This is a genomic window from Sphingobacterium sp. UBA5670 (assembly GCF_002420705.1).
In the GTDB taxonomy this organism is placed as follows: domain Bacteria; phylum Bacteroidota; class Bacteroidia; order Sphingobacteriales; family Sphingobacteriaceae; genus Sphingobacterium.
Genome location: NZ_DIIM01000004.1, coordinates 100,520 through 118,986, shown reverse-complemented (window position 1 = coordinate 118,986; position 18,467 = coordinate 100,520). Strand labels below are relative to the sequence as shown.

Below are 18,467 nucleotides of genomic sequence, written 5' to 3'. Positions count from 1 at the left end.
AGCGTATATTCTTTATTTTTTTTCGAGGTCAGAAATAGCAGAATTTTAGTGTAGCTTCTAAGACAGCTCCAATTCTTTTGTTTCTTTAAATTATCCAAGAATTGCGGGAGAACACATTTTAGCAGTGTTGTATTTTTTAAAACGATGGTTTCAAATACCCATGCGGCGCGGAAGGCAATCTTCTTGTCTTTTTCTAAGGAAATGTTCAACAGATCGGTCAGTGTTATTCCCTGAAGGATATCCAAAGAAAAATCCGTTACCTCGAAAGATCTCAAGGTAACGGATAGAAATGCTAATTTTTCATTGTGGGTCATGTAACCGTTATTTTTGTGGCTTTTCTCGATTCATTTCAGTCATATCAACTTCGTTCATCTTGGAATCACCCAACAGATATTGGCTAAAGTAATCGCCCATTTTCCAAAAGAAATATTCCGTCATATCGCCAAAGCCATGTCTTTGTCCCGGTAATAGTAGGAAATCAAATCTTTTGTTGGCTTTAATCAGTGCATCGACCATTCGAATGGAGTTAGCCGGGTGTACATTGTTATCGATATCTCCAGTGGCGATCAATAGTCTGCCTTTCAGGTTTTTTGCGATCTCCGTATTTTTATTGATTTGGTACGAGAATGTAGTATCGCCTTTAGCGGATACTTTTTCTGTTACGCCATGATGACGCTCGCTCCACCAACGGTTGTAGATCTGGTTTTCATGATTTCCTGCTCCAGATACGGCAACTTTAAAGAAGTCAGGGTAAATAAGCATCGCTGCTGTAGACATAAATCCACCGCCGGAGTGACCAGTTATACCGACACGGTTTATGTCAATGTATTTATAACGATCAGCAAGCTGTTCCGCCGCGACTTTTTTATCTTCCAAACCATAGTCACGCAGATTGCCATAGCCATAAGTATGATACCATTGTGAACGTGAAGGATGTCCACCACGGTTACCGACGGTGATGACGATAAAACCGAATTGCGCTAGCCTGTCAATTCTGTCCATGCTTCTTCCAAAGGATTTATTGACAGCTTCGGTCTGAGGTCCGGGATATACATATTCGACAATGGGATATGTCTTGGTACTATCAAAGTCAAATGGTTTGTACATGACTCCATAGAGATCAGTGGTGCCATCCCCAGCTTTTACTTTAAAAGGTTCTGGAAATTTGTATCCAGCAGCAAATAGTAAAGACAGATCGGCCTTTTCCAATGTCATTACTTTTTGTCCACTGCTATTGTATAAGACGGATTCAGGAGTCGTGTTTACCCTGGAGGAATTATTAACAAAATACCGGGTGGATTCACTCATTTCCACCTGGTGATCAAAATTTCCCGGGTTTAATAGTTTAATTCCGGAGCCAGTAGTATTTACACTGTATTGATGCAGATAATAGGGGTCTTCGTTTTTCTCACGGCCCGATGCTGTAAAGTATAGTGTTCCTGAAGCAGGGTCTAAACCAGTAATTTCTTCTGTATGAAAGGCACCTTTTGTGATTTGATTAATCAATTTTCCATTTGTGTCGTAGAGGTAGTAATGGCCCCAGCCATCTCTTTCTGACCAATGAACCAATTGCTTTTTATTCTCAATCAGGAATGGTTTTTGAACATCCAGATATACATTAGAACGCTCTTGGATAATGTTGTTCACTGTGCCATTTATATTGACTTTTAGGAGGTCAATCCGTTTGAGGTCACGGCTAGAACGTGAAATGTAAAATTCCTCGTTATTGCCTAACCAGTAGTTGATAAAATAATCCTCTTTATACGAATTTTTATCTGGTGTTTTGGTCCAGGTAGAGAGGGTCTGGTTTTTGAACGCAGATACATTGATGCGACGTGGAGTTTTTGCTCCTGCATCAAAGATATAAAGTTCAGTTTCCGTTGAATCGACCTCACCTGGCATTTGGTATTTATAAGTTTCAAGTGTCGGTCGGGATGAGCCAACATTATTGATTACCCACAAAGGTTTTAATGAACGGTTGTCCTTCCTGCTCAAGGTAAAATAACGACCATCCGGCGACCAGCTGATCCATACCCGCTTACGTTTAGGATCATTGTCTTTATCTTTTTCGTCACCGGTAGTTGTGCTGTATTCATCACCGCCCCAAGCATAATATTGCACACCGTCTTTTGTTATCTGGTGCTCTACAATGGTGCTGTCCTTTTCATTTTTTACCGCTTTAAGATAGTTGGATCTGTCCATCCAATATAGATTATAGTCTTTTGCAAAGTAAACTGTATTAGTATCTGGGGAGAAGCTCGCCCAACCCAATGGCGATTTAACTTTTGTCGAGTCACTGATTTCTAAGACAGACTTTGTTGCCAGGTCGTATTCCAGATAAAAGAGTTTCTTTTTAGTGGTGTCGGACTTATTTTTGAGCTTTTGTATTTCATCTTTGGATTTCACGGTATCTTGGGTGCTCTGAACCTGAAATCTTAATTTTTTCTCATCTTTGGTGAATCGAAGCCCTTGTAATTCCAAATGTTGGGCATCTACTGGGTTTTTAACGATTTTAGTAATTTGAGCAGCGATGTCGTCATTATTGAAAAGAAGTTCTTTCTTTTTGAGGGCCGGGTTAACAATGTACCAATTTCTTCCTTGTGGGCTTGCGTAATCATACCAAAAGCGATCAGAAAAATTGATCCAGTTTGGTTTGATACTCGTTGAAAAAATCATTTTCTTTAATTTTTCAGGGGAAAATTTCGCCGCTAACTGATAGTTGGCTTTTATAGGCACCTCTTTCGCCTGTTGTGCAGTGCCAATATAGGGTAATAAGCTGGCTGCTAAGATAAAGTAGAACTTATGCATTAAATAATGATATAGATAATTGTATAATAATGGTTTTGGACGTAAAAATATTTATAATTAGGTTCTTTTGCGAATAATTCGTGTAATAATCCTATGATGGATAGAAGTTTTCACTGAAATTAACCAAAAAAAGCTCTTTTGTTGCCCGTGTCACTCCCGTATACAGCCATCTTAAAAATTCAAGATCCAACATGTCATCGTTTATATAACCCTGGTCGACAAAGACGATTGGCCATTGGCCGCCCTGCGCTTTATGGCAGGTAATTGCAAATGCAAATTTAATCTGAAGCGCATTATAATAGGGATCCTTTTTGATTGCTTCGAGACGGTCTTTTTTATCCATAATATCGGCATAATCCAAGGCGATCTCTTCGTAGAGTGTTTTCTGGGTTTCATAAGGCAGGTTGGGACTGTCCGTATAGAGGCTGTCTAGGATCACGCGGCAAGTGATAGGTTCTATTTCATCAATGTCTACAAATTCAAGTGTGACATCTGCAAATCGAAATCCATGCTGGTCATGTATATTGCTCACTTTTCGCACCTTGGCCATATCACCATTTGCAATAAACCCATCGCCCATATTGTTTTCCTGCAACCAGAAGTAGTTGTTCTTAACAACCATAATATAATCTCCGCCGGTCAGCTCCTCGTCCCGGAACAAAATCCTGTTCCTTATATTTTGGTTGTATAGGTTTGCAGAGCGATTTGAACGACAGATAATCATTGTATTTTCGACTCCATATTTGTCATAGGCATAGTTTATCCCTTCGATTAACCGTTCACCTGTCATTCTGTAAAGGTCTTTAAATCCTTTTGTTATGAATTTGGGGAAGGGAAAGTCATCTTGATCTTCTTCAGCTGAGGTTATCTCTTCGCGTATTTTTGTCGCATTATACAGTATGCCCGAATCTTTAGATTGACGGACAACGGAGGTCAGTTCATGTGGATAAACGCATAGATGAAATTCACTTTCGAGATAACTTGGGTTTAATGCGGGGCTGTCTAGGAGTCCTACAGGAGGTAACTGGGCGGTATCCCCAACAAATAATAGCGTGCAGTTCTTTCCTGATTGCACATAGCGGATCAGGTCATCCAAAAGACTTCCTGAAAACGCATTCACAGGTGCATTGGATATCATAGAAGCCTCATCAATGATAAATAAAGTATCTTCATGAAGGTTCTCCGCTAAAGTGAAATCCAGCTGAAATGAAACAGCAGATTTTTTTCGATAGATTTTCTTGTGGATCGTTAGTGCTTTGCGTCCCGAATAATAGGTGATTACTTTTGCGGCCCTGCCCGTTGGAGCTAGCAGAACAGCTTTTTTGCGCAATGCCGGTAGTACTTTGACCAGTGCCGAAATTAACGTTGTCTTTCCCGTACCGGCGTATCCTCTCAGTACAAAGCAGGATTGCTTGTCAAAAGCGAGTAGAAATTCTTGCAGTAATTCGAAGGCCTCCAACTGCTGATCGGTGGCCTGCCATGGGAATTGCTGTATTAACAGATTTTTGATGAACACCCTCAAAGTTATTTAAAAGGTTTGTCTTATCCTCTAGAAAAAGCTATTTTTGCTCTAAGAAGTTTTAATTTTTACAATTCAGCGAATGAATTATATTTCAAAACAATTTAATATTCATTATTTACCGGAGTACAATCTTTTGGTCAAGGCTGGCTTTCAGAAGGATGTCTTGGCAGTGGTTGATAAAAAGTCGGTTGCACCGATTTTGATCGAGTATCCGTCAGAAGAGCCCATTTTGGATGCCACACGAATTATGAGCCTTCCATTTCGATTTGTTCGCGTTGTGATACCGCATCAAACTTTTACGTTTATTCCAAAAGAATTTTTTCTGAGCGAACATGTGAGCGATTACCTACAGTTTTTAGGTACAACTGATCTTGAAAATACATTTAGCTATTCTTTAGATAATCTTAATTTAGTTGCTGTATACCAGTTTGATGGACTTTTATTAAATAGGTGGAAGCGGTTGTTTCCTGACGCTGTTATACTTCCCGAATTCGCAGTTGTGCTTGATCGCGCACAGGAGCGTGTATCCATTAGAGGCAGTGTGTTGGGGCTCCACTTTGTAGCTGAAAATACAGTTGATTTTTATCTTTTTAAAAACGGGGTTTTTCAGCTCTATAATAGTTTTGAAATTCATAATCTAGATGATATTAGCTACTATGTACTAAATATTTTAACGCAATTCAATCTAGGGGACTCCATCAATAAGGTGCTCCTTTCAGGAGAAATTCCAAATGAATCCTATTATAAACGTATCTCTACTTATGCTGGTGATATCGAAATATTGGATTTGAAAACCAAAGTTGTGTTGGCGGATAGCGAGATCGAGTCAAATTTGACGCCGTATAACGTATTATTTGATTCTATACTATGCGAATAATCGGAGGTCGTTTAGGTGGTTTAAGGCTGAACCCACCAACCAATTTACCTGTGAGACCAACCACGGATATCGCTAAGGAAGCGCTGTTTAATATTTTACAGAACCGACTGGATTTTGATAGTTTAAAGTGTCTGGATCTTTTTGCAGGAACAGGAAATATTAGTTTTGAGCTCGCATCGCGGGATGTGGAGCATGTAGATGCGATAGACCTTCATTTCAAATGTGTGCAATACATCAATGATACGGCAGAGAAGATGAAATTGGCGCGGATTAAAGCAAGGAAAGCCGATGTGTTTAAGTTCATTGCCAGTTGTAAGAATACTTACGATTTTATTTTTGCAGATCCACCTTATGATATTCCTAAATTGCCACAATTACCAAAATTAATTTTTGAACAGGAATTGTTGCATGAACATGGGCTCCTTGTTGTTGAGCATCCGTCAACAAGACAGATGGAAGATCATCCAAATTTTATAGAAATTAGAAAATACGGGTATTCATCATTTTCCTTTTACGCTAAGACTATCTAATATGAAAATTGCTGTTTTTCCGGGCTCTTTTGATCCCTTTACATTGGCTCATCAAGATCTTGTTGAAAGAGCAATGCCGCTATTTGATAAAGTTATTATTGCAGTGGGCTATAACGCCAATAAAAAAGGAATGTTAGATCACGACGAACGGGTAGATTCAATTAGCCGTGTTTTTAACGACGTAAGTAGGGTTGAGGTGCTTAAATATAAAGGCCTAACAGTGGATTTCTGCAAGCAGGTTAAAGCGCGTTTTATATTACGAGGGCTCCGCAATACCAATGATTTTGAATTTGAAAACGCCATTGCTCAAAATAATCTGTTGCTCAATAACGAGGTAGAAAGCTATTTTTTGATGAGTAGATCTGGAACGGCTCATATTTCTTCTTCCATTGTTAGAGATGTGTGGTTTAATGGAGGGGATATCAGTGCAATGGTGCCTGTTGCTATTCTGTCGTTGTTGAATGAAAAAAGTAGATAAGCCAGATTAGTAAAGCAAGATCGCGGATTTAACAAAAAATGTCATACGAAATAATATTTTGTATGACATTTTTTGTTTTTGATAAACAAGGTTTTGCGTGTTTTATGTAAGCAATATATTTTCATTTTTTAAGATGATATGCTCTCATCTATGCTGCATGGCCAAATATTATTTGGTTGCGCGGTTTACTTGTGTTTGATTGGTTTATTTTCAGTTTGTTATATTGTGTTTTTCTTGTTGATACTTTAGTAGGCGCTTGCTTTGTCCAATAGATAACACTCTTCAGGTGTTAACTTGATTTCGACAGCTCTGCTGAGTTCTTCTAGCTGCTGGATACTGGTTGCACTTACAATAGGAGCTGTAACCGAAGGTCTATTTAAAATCCAGGCTAAGGCAATGGCTGACATGCTTGCTTGTTGGCTATGCGCTGTTTCAGCCAAGACATCTAAAATACGTAGACCGCGGTAATTGAATCTGTCTTTTAATGCATCGTAACGCTTCACCTCTTTTATATCATCCAAAGAGCGGTATTTACCCGAGAGGAAGCCACTTGCGAGTGAATAATAGCTGATTACACCCAGGTGATTGTCAAGGGCCAATTGTTCATACTGTTCTTCATATTTCGTTCGGTCGTAAAGGTTGTATTCCGGCTGGATAGCGATGTAAGAGGGTAAATTGTGTTGTTCGGCAATACGGAGAGATGCCGAAATTCGCTCTGGACTTAGATTTGATGCAGCAATCCATTTTATTTTCCCAGTTTGGATCAGGTGATGATAAGCTTCCAGTGTTTCATCGATTCCGGTTGTCAGATCATCGTGATGAGATTGATAAAGATCGATTGTGTCAACATTCAGTCGCAAGAGTGAGTCTTCCACAGATTTAATAATATACTCTTTTTTCAGATTAGGTTTACTATTATCTGCTCGGCGCCCACCGACTTTTGTGGCGATCTGAACTTTATCGCGAATATCTCTTTGGCTGATCCATTTGCCAATGATTGTTTCTGATTCAGATCCGCTGTGTCCCGGTACCCAGTGCGAATAGTTGTTGGATGTATCAATAAGGCTGAATCCCATATCAATAAAAGCATCTAATAGGGCGAAAGACTGCTTCTCATCGACGGTCCAGCCAAATACGTTTCCACCAAAGACAAGTGGCTTGAATTCAATTTCACTGTTTCCGAGTTTTACTTTTTCCATGATCATTTGATTATTTACTGATTAAAAATAAGTAAAAAAGGCCGTTTTCAATCCACTGCTAGGGCAGTGAAAAGTTTTTTTAAAATTTTCTTATTCATTTTCAGTGAGTTTTAAAAATGCTCGTTAGGATGATTTGGAATAATAAAAACTTTCCTTACTTTTGCATCATCCCAAACGGATATGCCCGGATGGCGGAATTGGTAGACGCGCTGGTCTCAAACACCAGTGGGAAACCGTGCCGGTTCGACTCCGGCTCCGGGTACTAAGCCGAATTGAGTACTAATTTAGTTCTCGATTCGGTTTTTCTGTTTTCAAACCTTTGTTCTCCATGAAGGTAAGTTCGGCCGCTTTGTGTATTTTCTTTTTTTATTTTGCCATCATATTGTTGCCAGTTGTGATTCGATACTGCGTTGGTCAGGTTGCAGAGCAAGCCACATTATACTTGTGTGGTTATTTTTTCTTCCGTCAATGACCAGTTGATTTTAGATCCTGATGCAAGAGTAGATGAAGAAACTATTTAAGCTAAAATTTCATTTAAATTCCTTTTTATTTCAATTGTTCTTAATTTTAGTTGCAATAGATTAATTTTATCGAATAAAACCATTTTTTAACAAATATTATTAACTATAACGTTTTCGTTAATAGTGCAATCGTTTGCGGAAAACTGTAGCGATATTTTTCCCTTATATTCAGTAAATAATTATAAACGGGTTCTATAGAACATTATTTACTCAAGTCATAAACTTAAATTTAAAACTAATGAAAAAGAACATTTTTTATCTCATTGCGATGGCTCTTTTTGTACTATTTTCATCCTGTCGAAAAGATGGCGGCTGGATGTTGCCTGGTACGCCTAAAGTTCCAGTAATTAAATTGGCAATTGCAGATTCTACCCAAACCTATCACATTACCCCTTCAGCGAGCACAGAATCAGACCGTATGCAGTTTCAGGGAACCCACAATGAAATGCAAGCAACCGGATTTTATGTTGCGCCAAACAGTAGCATAACCCTAAATGTCAAGATCAATTCAGGCAATATTGTACCACGATTGGCGATAGGAACTCCTTTTAGGGATAACATTCGGCCTGTCAGGCAGTATTTTAATCTTCAGGACGGCACTCAGACCTTTACTGCCGATCAGTATGGCGGTTTGGTGTATGTCATCTACACGGCAAATAATTATACGGCCACCGGTGAAATTGAAATTACCTTCGGCAATGGTTTTATTCCCGTACCTTATTTTGAGAAAGGAAAAACCACGCATAGCCAATGGATTGCCACTTTGGACTCACTTAAGAATAGTGCTCCAGATGTGATGTTCTCGTCAGATCATACAATCATGGTAGCCAATATGGACGAAGCTGTTCTTTATAAGAATGAAGATCAGCAGCTTATTGTGAACAGACTGGATTCTATTATCGGCTTCTCAAATTATATTAGTGGACTGAGTGGATCAAGTGGGGTGCATGCAGTTCCTTACAATAAGCATCTGATTACCGTTAGAGACTCGGCATCTGGCGGATATATGGCTGCAGGAATTTCGATTTACTATACCGAGGCACTATCCTACAGGATGCTGCAGCCCAAGTACCTTTCCAATACCAACGGCTGGGGAATCTGGCATGAAATAGGACATACATACCAACAAAAAGCTTGGACTTGGGGAAACTTGACTGAAACTACAGTAAACGTTTACTCGATGGCTAGTGAGCGTGGATTTGGTCTGCCAATCAGCCGTGTGAAGGCCAACAACTCATGGCCCAAATTGGATACTTACTTTCAAAAAAATGTAGCTGATCGAAATTTCAATGCTGGCGATAACGATTTGAAGCTCATTATGTTCCATCAGTTATGGATGGCGTTTGGGGATAATCTGTATATAAATTTGAGTAAATCGACCCGTGAAAATAGACCTTCACTGGCTAACGATGGAGAAAAAATGCGTTATTTTATGCTTTCGGCCTGTCAGATTACCCAAAAGGACTTATCGGATTTTTTTGTTAAATGGGGATTCAAAGTGGACGCATCGGTCTATACAGAAATTGCCAACCTGAATTTACCGGTGCCTTCGCAGGATCTTACGCTATTAAGAGATTAGTTTTTGGAGATCACTTTTAACCGGCATTCCAAAAATTAGGCACGAATTTCTTCGTGCCTTTTTTATTTCGTACCCTCACAATACTTTAAGAATTTGATTGATATTTAGTTATTGCGCCATTTTTTTATAAAAAAGCCATCAACTGTTGGGCAGAAGACGGCAAGAATACGATTTTATTTTTTTATTAAATAATTCAATGAAATGTGAACTTCAGATTCCTGTATCCTTAACTGTTCAATATAATGATTGGGCGACATGCCCATATGCCGTTTAAAATAATTTGAAAACCCCGCAAGATCAGTAAATTTTAAATCCACGGTCAGTTGTTTTATTGATTTTTTACCAGTGACCAGGTCGTAGGTAATCAATTTTAGCGTTTCTCGTGTAATTATGGCATTAGCACTTTTATTTAGATGTCTGTGGCAAAGCTGGTTTAAATAATTTGCCGATACTCCGAGTTTATTCGCATAATATTGCGCCGTTTTACGCTCATAGATATTTGTCTGTAACAAGAGAAGGAAACGTTGCATGATGGGCTTGTGGACAGATTCAGCCTCTGGGCCTAATTTTTCTAGGATTTCCCTATTGTAAATGAGGGAAACGATTTTAAATTTTAAGAATGCAATTTCGTTTAGTCTTCTTTCCTCTTTAAATTCGGCATCTATACCCGTAAATTCGTGAAGGAGTTCTTTAAATATCCTTGGCGAAAGCTTCATCACCGGATAGCGCTTATAGTATTCTATGGGACAGATAAATAGATGTTCAAAAGTTTTAAATAATCTTGCCGATAAAAAAAGGACATGTATTTTACCGTCAGCTTGCATATCCCACCTATGGAATTGGCCCGGAAAAATAATGTGTAGTTGCTGGTCATTTAATTGATGGGTGACTCCATCGATTGTATGTGTGCCTGTTGCTTTTTCAAAAAGCAGAAAAGAAAAGAAGTCCAATCCAATTGGATCTTCCCGATATGAGCGGTGGCTAACCTGAAAATAAAGCATTTCCTCTTTGATTCTCATTTTCTGCTGAACATCCTCAAAATGTTCATGTAGATGATTTTTCTTTGTCATTTTTAATCCCCTTTGATGATTTTTAATTCTTTTCATTTTTATGCTGATCATAATGGATTAGCAAGGCGTTGTTCGAACAAACTGACCACTTTCTCTAATTAACGTGATTTTAAGCGTTCTTCAAAATATGTTTAAACAAATAAATAATTATAGAAAGCGTATTACTGATTTTGGAAAGCGATTCTTGGAATTTCTCAAAAAAGACAAATTGGGTTATGTAATTTTTAAATCGATAAAAAAGAAATAGAAATGATAATTAAGTAAAGTGAATGCATAATTACGGTAAGCGAAAGCTATTGCAATCAACGAAAGTTGCCTTTAACTTTAGCTAAATAAATACTAATATTCATAAACATAAAATTAGGATAGGGGAAGCTGGTTTTGAACCTGGTCAAGTATTTCATCAAAGTTTAAAGTTCCATAGGTTGTTTTAGAATTCCCCAGACCGAACTGAGTTGAATTTTTTACACTTTAAATAACATGAATATGGAAAGGCAAATTAATCTTAAACAGTTAGCGCTAAATCAGTCAAAACTGAAAGAAGAAAATGTCAGGGGAAAGCGGATTTATCGTACCCCAACAGTAGATTCTTGGGTTTTGGAGATGGAAAGCGGCATCGCTGCCGGATCTGGAACGGCTTCACCGGGAACAACAAACGATGAAGTGAAGTCCAACTGGAATGCTGATGACGATAAAAATGCAGAAATGCAATGGTAGCCAATTATTTGTTAATTAAGACTATTAAATCATGGAAAATAAATCAAAATTTGTTTCTGTACCGCTGATCGTTTCATTTTTGTTTCTGCTGTCGTGTAATTCAAAAAAGGATGACATTTCGGTCGGCAGCTTAGCGAAGGTTAGGATCGAACTTCAGGGCAGCAGCTATTCAGGGGCCGGTACACTGGGGGATGGAAAGAAAATGTCTAATCAGGTAAACAGTTCTCCCTTATCCGTTCAACGGAGGACGCTTCGCTTCAATGATGACCTGACACTTTTAATGGAACTGAGCCCGGTAACGCAGGCGGTAGCTCAGCTCAAGGCTACGACTAGAGCGGCAGTTGAAGAAAATGATCTGGCAGCTGGAGTGAAATATAAAGTTGCCGTTTTTAATTCTGGTGGAACTTACATCAGCGAGCGCGATTATGTGCGCGGATCTGAAGCCAATGCCGAAGAATTAAAACTTAATGGTGGACAGACGTATACCTTTGTTGCCTATTCAATTAACAGTAATACGGACCTGCCGACGATTGAATTTACGGATAATTCGGCAAAGACGTTATCTACGGCACATCTGAGTAGCATCCAGGGGAGTTCAGATTTTATGTACTTTCAGAAAGTTATGGAGATCGCCGCGGATCAGGACAATTATCTGGGAATCAATCTGCAGCATAAGTTTAGCCAGATAACCGCGAGTGTTGACGCATCAGCAACGGGTTACATGATAGGTGCTATAAATGCAGGTTTTGATTCCCATTATCCTACAGCAGATATTCAGTTGGCCAATGGGAGCATCACAAAGACCGGAGCTGCAAGTGACGTTGAGATCTCCTCATTTTCCGGACTGAACACTGCTGTCGTTACTGGCAGTCCCACTATCATCAATGGCAGTACAACCGACGCTTCCTTTAAAATTTCTTCCATCCAAATCGGTTCGGTTACAAAAACTAATTTGCCGGGTATTACAGGTCTTGCCATTAGCCCAGGAATCAAATATAACCTAAAATTAACCGTTACGCCGAATGATATCTATTTGACACAACAGGGGCAATCTGCGGCAAGGATCGGTGGCTTAGTTTGGATGCGTCACAATCTTGGCGCCAATACAGCAACGGATCCTGACAAATCTCCTTCTACGACAGATCTAAATGGAAATTATTACCAATTTGGAAGGAAAGCGGTTGTGGCAACGGTCAATACGGCCCCCGGTGCAATTTCGGGATGGAACACGACAGCCGCCGCAGATGGTTCCTGGAACTCAGGTACCGAAACCAGCCCTATCAAAACAGCGAATGATCCTTGTCCTACTGGATACAGAGTGCCTTTAAAAGCTGAATTCCAGAAATTAATGGACAATACAGATGATAGCAATACAGGGACCTGGGCAACTTCTGGAACACAAAATACAATCGGAGCTGCTAAAGTATTGACCAGTAAAACGAATAGCAATGTTAAGCTCACCTTTCCAGCTAATGGATACCGTAATGCAAAACAAGGGATTCTGTACTGGCGCGGCGGAAGTGGCAATTATTGGAGCGCGTCAACAAAAACTAACGATCAGGTGATGTTTGGGTTTTATGAGAATTCAGTAACGCTATATGGCGGAGTGCCATCTGATCCCGATTTTTTTGCTAAAACAACTGGAGCTCCAATCCGCTGTATCGCAGAATAGTTAAATTAAAATAGGTGTTATAGGTGTTTCAGATAAAAGGGCATGGATGATCCACGATTGTCCATCTCTTTTTGCTGACAAGATTTATCAATTTAAAGATAATGAGATCAAATATAATGATGTAAAGTAATGGATGAATTGCGTTAACTGGTTGTGCTAAATCATTGGCTATTTTTGGCTTAAAAGATAACTAGAGCGAATGGTCTGACGTTTGTCAGACCATTTCACTTTGATTTCCAATTAATAAAGACCAGAAACGAAGAAAAACCAAGGATGAAAAACCATCAATACCCTGTTGAACATTTCGAAGACTTTCAAAATAAAAAGGGTTCTAACGAAGACATTTTGTACTTTAAGACTAAATCTGCAATAAAAAGAAAAGATCCCATCGGATTGGATTTCTTTTCTTTCCTACTCTTTGAAACAGGCAGCGGGACTCATACCATTGATGAAGTGGCGTATGAGATCCAGAGTAAACAGCTTCATCTCATTTTTCCGGGGCAGCTTCACAGCTGGGATATTTTGGCAGGGAGTAAGGCGCATACGATATTTGTGTCGGCAAAACTGTTCAGGCTGTTTGAAAATTTTTTCATTTATCCGATCGATTTTTATAAGAAAAACCCTGTTTTTGAGCTGTCGAGTCAGATTTATCGAGAGCTGCTTGTTGAATTTAAAGGTATTGATAGAGAACTTGTTCATGCCGAAGGCATGCGGGAAATTATCTATTCTAAATTTAGGATCATTTCTCTGATGTTCAATAGGCTGGTTCTTCACGAAAGCAAGCAAATTGGAGATTCAAAATCTGGTCCTTTATTAACCAGGTTTTCGCTGCTCCTTCTTGCATTCAGCAGGGAGCAAAGGACTGTAAAGTTTTACGCCGAACGGATCGGAATATCTGCAAACTATCTTAATATCCTATGCCAGCGATATTTTGAGATGAATGCCAATGCTTTCATTTCAAAGGAAGTGATCAACGTAATTATTGTTGAGCTTCTAAGTGCTGGTCGAACCGTTAAAGAAATCGCTGTTGAATTTAATTTCAATGACCTTTCGGGCTTCTCTAATTATTTCAAAAGACATACCGGGTTGTCACCGCGAGAATTCCTGTCATTGCAAGAATGATCATTTTGGTAGAAAAAATTATCTAGATTATAGATGAGTTTTGTTTGTCATAATATTGTCAACTTAAGTCGTCCATTTATTTTGAAAAGCGAATGAATAATTACGAAAACTGCTGAATGAGATATATTTCTGAATTTAGGCGCCACAAATATGGGAAGGTGCATCTTCCATATTTATCAAATAATCAGGCTAGTAGCTACGTCTGCCAATAAGAAAACAATGAAAAGATGAAAATTATCGAAAAAAAGAAAGAGGCTTACATCGCGCCCCAAATTACGGTTGACCTAATCGAATTGGAGCAGGGCATTGCAGCTGGATCTGCAATTATTAATACAGGATCTGATAATCAGACTCCACAGGAAAAATCTTGGGATAACGGTTGGAACAATAACCAGGACTTTGATATTTAATCTTCTATTCAATCTAAAAAAATGTATTTTAATAAAATAAAATGGCTGGGAATCGCTGGCTTGATCACCATGACTGCGATTTCTTGTTCGACCAATAAGGATAAAAATGAAATCTCCTCTTCGGATAGCAATATCAGCATCCGGTCAGTAAAGTTTATCAATGATGATCATGTCACTGATATCAATGTAATAAGTGATGAAGATGGATCATCGGCCAAACTCAGCGCGTCAACACAAAATGCGACAACGGCAGAAAATACCTTGGATATTCAAAAATCGGCCGAATTTGATTACACCGCCGATCTGCAGTCTAATGCAACCCTCAAAACTAGTACGAATAGTGGACTTGCACGTGCATCGGTGGATAATAAGCTGAAAGCTGCTAACATTCCCCTTACCAAAGACAAGAAGTTCCGTCTAGTTTTCGTAGAAGATGGTCAGTCCACACCGCTTTACAATGATGTGCTTAATGCGGGCCAGGATCCGCAGCTAAAAGTTGCTGCTGGCAAAAAGTACCATTGGTATGCGTTTTCTGTTAACGACGCCAATACCGTTCCCAATATTGATGGATCGGGAAATATATCGCCTTCGGATCTGACCAATAAAGACTTTATGTTTGATTCCGGAGATATTACAACAACGGAGGATCAAAATTATCTGGATATAATTTTCTTGCGTCAGATGGCGGCAATTGATGTTACTGTTAATACAAGAGGTATATTTGGTGGAATCACCGATAATTCTACCTTTTCTGTAGGATCTGGAACCGGAACTAATTTTACCAACCTGATTCAGACCGGTACGTTTAATGTATACAATGGATCATTCTCGAACTTACAGGATGCGGAGCCATTAAAGGGATCTCAAATGACAGCTGTTGATAGCCGCTGGGGCAACGCTGAGAAAACCGGTCGTTTTTTTACAGCCAATACAACAGCAACGATAGCGGCCAATAATCTCCGTATTCGGTTAAATTCACTGAACATCGCTTTGGATGACAATACTACACGTACGTTCAGTTCGAATACACTTGTTCCTGTTAGCCATGCGGCATCATTGAGCCTAGCAAAAGGCACACTGTCCAAGACGAGCATACGGTTGATCGAATCTGGAATTAAAGTCGGCAATGTGGTGTGGGCACGCACTAATATGATTTATGACGCGAATAAATTATATGGTTCGGCCTATACAAAGGGTAGTTCCGATGCTTACCGTTTCAGAACCAACAATGAATATGCATACCCTAACGTCAATGCAGAATACTGGAACTTTGGAGCGTCCACGCCAACTGGGACAGATGTAAATACGGTAGACGGATGCGGACGCGTATTTCCCGAAGGTACCTGGCGTTATCCGCAGGAATTAAATAACCCGAAAGAAATGACACTGCTATCGCAGAATACGGATCGCACAACGTTGACAAAACAAGTTTCTGATGGCTACCGTCATAGTATCATCTGGAATACTACACAGGCAACAAATCCGGCGTATCCGGATAATAAACTGGTTATCTCTTACTATGGCTATCGTGATGCGAACGGTGTGGTTCAGCAGAACCCATCCAATTCCCAGACTGGAACGGGAACATTGCATCTGAGAAGCAACCAATATACTAATAATGGGAATGCCTATATCCTATACAGCCAATTACAGAACGGCAGTTTCGGTGGGACAAGTGTTCCTAATACATCACAGCGGCAGGGAGTACAGATCCGCTGTGTTAGAGCGAAGCTCAACAATTAAAGCAATTCTTTTTCGAAGCCTTTAACAATTCCCCGATCCCGCATTTGCGAGTTCGGGGATTTTTTTAGTTGAGATGCTCCTTCACGAACGGAAACAGTAAGATCAGAAATTCTTGTAAAACTGGAGAACATTCGGTTGAGATGATTTGCTTTGCTGACTTGTACACATTTTATATTCCTTGATTATTGTTTCATTGCAAATGTGTCTTTTTAAAAGTTTGTACTCTTACAGCCGTGATGAAGAATCCATTTTTTTGACTAAAAGATAATTTTGAACTTGTTTTTAATTAAAGTGTTTACGATACACTATATCGTTTTCGATATTAGCACAATCGATTGCGTTTCATTTTACCGGCAAAAATTTAAGTTTATTGACCTAATATTACAAATATGATTCACTTCTGGTATTCTAAATCCTGGAGTGGATTAATTTGATTCATGTATATTGGATTTTCCAATATCATAAACCATTTATAAATCATTATTTATATATCATTTATGAAAAGGAATAAAATTCAGATTCTTTTAGTGTTAGCTATGTTGTCTCAGGTAGCTTTGGTTAAAGCGCAATGGACAGGTAAAAGAGAAAAACCAACCAAGCTTGTTGAAGTTAAATTTGGGTCTATTACACCACCAAATAGGAAGGATTCGGCGATGGTGGCTTTCCGTAATTATGGGCTTGGACAATTTATCCATTGGGGATTGTATGCTATTCCCGGCAACGAATGGAATGGCGTAAGCGCGAGACAGGGGGCTCCAGCATCTGAATGGATCAGAACTTGGGAAGGTCCCACTGCTCCAAAAAACTGGCTGAACATTTATGACAATCTTTATAAGCAATTTAATCCTAAGAACTTCGATGCCAAAAAATGGGCTAGAAGAGCCAAAGAAATGGGGGTCAAATATCTGGTTTTTACGACAAAACACCATGATGGCTTTTGTTTATGGCCCTCTAAATACTCGGACTATACAGTTGCAAATAGCCCCTATAAGAAAGATATTGTCAAACAGGTTGTAGATGCTTATACAGAGCAAGGTATTGATGTCTTCCTTTATTTTTCGGTGACCGAATGGGCCAATAAGGACTGCGTTACATCGATCCCTCAAACCGCAGATGAAAAAGCAAGATTTGACCGTTTTCTAAAATATACAAAAAACCAGCTACTAGAGCTGCAAACAAATTATCCTCAGATAAAAGGATTCTGGTTTGATGGCACCTGGGATAGTTCCTGGGTGAATTCCTACGAATTTACCTACAATTTGGAAAAAGAACTCCGGAGAAATAACCCAAAACTAATCATCGGATCACGTTTTCGAAACGATGAGCACCAAAGTAGACATTTTGACTCAAACGGGGTATTGTTAGGGGATTACGAACAGGGATGGGAGCGGAAAATGCCCGCTAATATGGATATCCTTGATGGACATGATTGGGATTGCGTGATGACAATACCCCCGAATGGATGGGGCTATGTGAAAAATACAGATGGTATGTACCTTAAGACAACCGATGATGTTATTGACCTATTGATGAAGTCCCGTTCTATGAATGGTAATTTTGTCCTCAATTTTGGTCCTGATGCGGATGGAAACATGAGCAAGCATGAAAATGAACTGATCACAGATTTGGGAAGATGGACCAAGACGAATGCCGAAGGTATCTATAATGTCAGCCACTTTCCACTTGAGAGTGATTATGGATACTATACCGTCAGTAAAACCGATTCGACTTCATTATTCCTAACTGTGCTGAATAGGCCCGTTAATCATATTTTAAGAATAGTATTTCCTAGAAATTCTAAACTTATTCCCGCCGCAGCTTCATTATTGGACTCTCAGCAGGCTTTAATTTTAAAAAAGTCAAATATTGGTTTTGATAGGGATAAAAATATGTATTTCGATATTGTCATTCCTAAAGATTTACAATCTAAAAGACCCTTTTTGGTGAAGATAAAACTTGGGAATGCTAAAACTCTAGAGGACAAACTGATGGATGCGAAAATCTAATCCCAATATATCAAAAAATCAAAAGGAACAGAATAATTAATTGGTTAAAGGAAGATTTTGAACTAGGGCATGAACATGCTACAGTTATGTATGCTTATATTAATGGAAAACGTGAATAGAAAATTAGGTCCTAGGTGAATCATATAGAAGCTGTCAAGCCGTATTGCTTTTTTAAGCCAAATCTCAAAAAATAGTTAAGCATTGTTATAAATT

Annotated in this window: 16 protein-coding genes and 1 tRNA gene; 12 read left to right on the top strand and 5 right to left on the bottom strand. The window is 39.0% G+C overall.

Annotation, left to right across the window (positions count from 1 at the left end; translation table 11 throughout):
• The 3 genes from B3C94_RS05140 to B3C94_RS05130 form a co-directional block, all read right to left on the bottom strand.
• Nucleotides 1-314: hypothetical protein (locus B3C94_RS05140; RefSeq protein ID WP_293900033.1), on the bottom strand; the 314-nt coding region annotated here is incomplete at its 3' end.
• A gap of 7 nt (nucleotides 315-321) precedes the next feature.
• A complete protein-coding gene (locus B3C94_RS05135) occupies nucleotides 322-2,808 on the bottom strand; it encodes a S9 family peptidase (protein ID WP_293900030.1) in 2,487 nt (828 codons plus the stop codon).
• A gap of 91 nt (nucleotides 2,809-2,899) precedes the next feature.
• The gene (locus tag B3C94_RS05130; RefSeq protein WP_293900028.1) at nucleotides 2,900-4,324 is read right to left on the bottom strand and encodes an ATP-dependent DNA helicase; all 1,425 of its coding nucleotides are present in this window, start codon (nucleotides 4,322-4,324) and stop codon (nucleotides 2,900-2,902) included.
• 85 nt (nucleotides 4,325-4,409) lie between these two features.
• On the opposite strand from B3C94_RS05130, the gene B3C94_RS05125 reads away from it, so the two are divergent.
• From B3C94_RS05125 to coaD, 3 genes are read left to right on the top strand one after another with little or no spacing between them, the layout of a single operon-like run.
• A complete protein-coding gene (locus B3C94_RS05125; RefSeq protein ID WP_293900025.1) occupies nucleotides 4,410-5,207 on the top strand; it encodes a DUF3822 family protein in 798 nt (265 codons plus the stop codon).
• A complete protein-coding gene (rsmD, locus tag B3C94_RS05120; RefSeq protein ID WP_293900021.1) occupies nucleotides 5,198-5,737 on the top strand; it encodes a 16S rRNA (guanine(966)-N(2))-methyltransferase RsmD in 540 nt (179 codons plus the stop codon). Before B3C94_RS05125 ends, rsmD begins: the two co-directional genes overlap by 10 nt.
• 1 nt (nucleotide 5,738) lies before the next feature.
• Nucleotides 5,739-6,215, top strand: a complete 477-nt coding sequence (coaD, locus tag B3C94_RS05115) for a pantetheine-phosphate adenylyltransferase (RefSeq protein WP_293900019.1) — start codon at nucleotides 5,739-5,741, stop codon at nucleotides 6,213-6,215.
• 245 nt (nucleotides 6,216-6,460) lie between these two features.
• On the opposite strand, the gene B3C94_RS05110 is transcribed toward coaD, so the two are convergent.
• Entirely contained in the window at nucleotides 6,461-7,414 is a 954-nt protein-coding gene (locus tag B3C94_RS05110) for an aldo/keto reductase (protein WP_293900016.1), read from the bottom strand.
• Between the two features lie 182 nt (nucleotides 7,415-7,596).
• On the opposite strand from B3C94_RS05110, the gene B3C94_RS05105 reads away from it, so the two are divergent.
• Together B3C94_RS05105 and B3C94_RS05100 are read left to right on the top strand one after the other, a co-directional pair.
• A tRNA-Leu gene (locus B3C94_RS05105) sits at nucleotides 7,597-7,676 on the top strand.
• 497 nt (nucleotides 7,677-8,173) lie between these two features.
• Complete coding sequence (locus B3C94_RS05100; protein WP_293900011.1) at nucleotides 8,174-9,514, top strand: M60 family metallopeptidase; 1,341 nt, start codon at nucleotides 8,174-8,176, stop codon at nucleotides 9,512-9,514.
• A gap of 173 nt (nucleotides 9,515-9,687) precedes the next feature.
• Here the strand turns inward: B3C94_RS05100 and B3C94_RS05095 are convergent, their stop codons facing one another.
• Nucleotides 9,688-10,620: a helix-turn-helix domain-containing protein gene (locus B3C94_RS05095; RefSeq protein ID WP_293900008.1), complete on the bottom strand. Its 933-nt coding sequence runs from the start codon at nucleotides 10,618-10,620 to the stop codon at nucleotides 9,688-9,690.
• Between the two features lie 450 nt (nucleotides 10,621-11,070).
• On the opposite strand from B3C94_RS05095, the gene B3C94_RS05090 reads away from it, so the two are divergent.
• The 7 genes from B3C94_RS05090 (at nucleotide 11,071) to B3C94_RS23510 (ending at nucleotide 18,373) form a co-directional block, all read left to right on the top strand.
• Nucleotides 11,071-11,301: a hypothetical protein gene (locus B3C94_RS05090; RefSeq protein ID WP_293900005.1), complete on the top strand. Its 231-nt coding sequence runs from the start codon at nucleotides 11,071-11,073 to the stop codon at nucleotides 11,299-11,301.
• Nucleotides 11,302-11,332: 31 nt separating this feature from the next.
• Complete coding sequence (locus tag B3C94_RS05085) at nucleotides 11,333-12,973, top strand: FISUMP domain-containing protein (protein WP_293900002.1); 1,641 nt, start codon at nucleotides 11,333-11,335, stop codon at nucleotides 12,971-12,973.
• Between the two features lie 273 nt (nucleotides 12,974-13,246).
• The gene (locus tag B3C94_RS05080; RefSeq protein ID WP_293899999.1) at nucleotides 13,247-14,095 is read left to right on the top strand and encodes an AraC family transcriptional regulator; all 849 of its coding nucleotides are present in this window, start codon (nucleotides 13,247-13,249) and stop codon (nucleotides 14,093-14,095) included.
• Nucleotides 14,096-14,322: 227 nt separating this feature from the next.
• Nucleotides 14,323-14,505 carry a hypothetical protein gene (locus B3C94_RS05075; RefSeq protein ID WP_293899996.1) on the top strand — a complete coding sequence of 61 codons (183 nt, stop codon included), beginning with the start codon at nucleotides 14,323-14,325 and terminating at the stop codon, nucleotides 14,503-14,505.
• Nucleotides 14,506-14,526: 21 nt separating this feature from the next.
• Entirely contained in the window at nucleotides 14,527-16,248 is a 1,722-nt protein-coding gene (locus tag B3C94_RS05070) for a hypothetical protein (RefSeq protein ID WP_293899993.1), read from the top strand.
• A gap of 497 nt (nucleotides 16,249-16,745) precedes the next feature.
• Nucleotides 16,746-18,254, top strand: coding sequence for an alpha-L-fucosidase (locus tag B3C94_RS05065; RefSeq protein WP_293899990.1), 1,509 nt, complete (start codon nucleotides 16,746-16,748; stop codon nucleotides 18,252-18,254).
• Nucleotides 18,254-18,373 (top strand): DUF4287 domain-containing protein, encoded by a 120-nt coding sequence (locus B3C94_RS23510; RefSeq protein WP_414712638.1) that lies wholly within the window; start codon nucleotides 18,254-18,256, stop codon nucleotides 18,371-18,373. Before B3C94_RS05065 ends, B3C94_RS23510 begins: the two co-directional genes overlap by 1 nt.
• Nucleotides 18,374-18,467 lie beyond the last annotated feature (94 nt).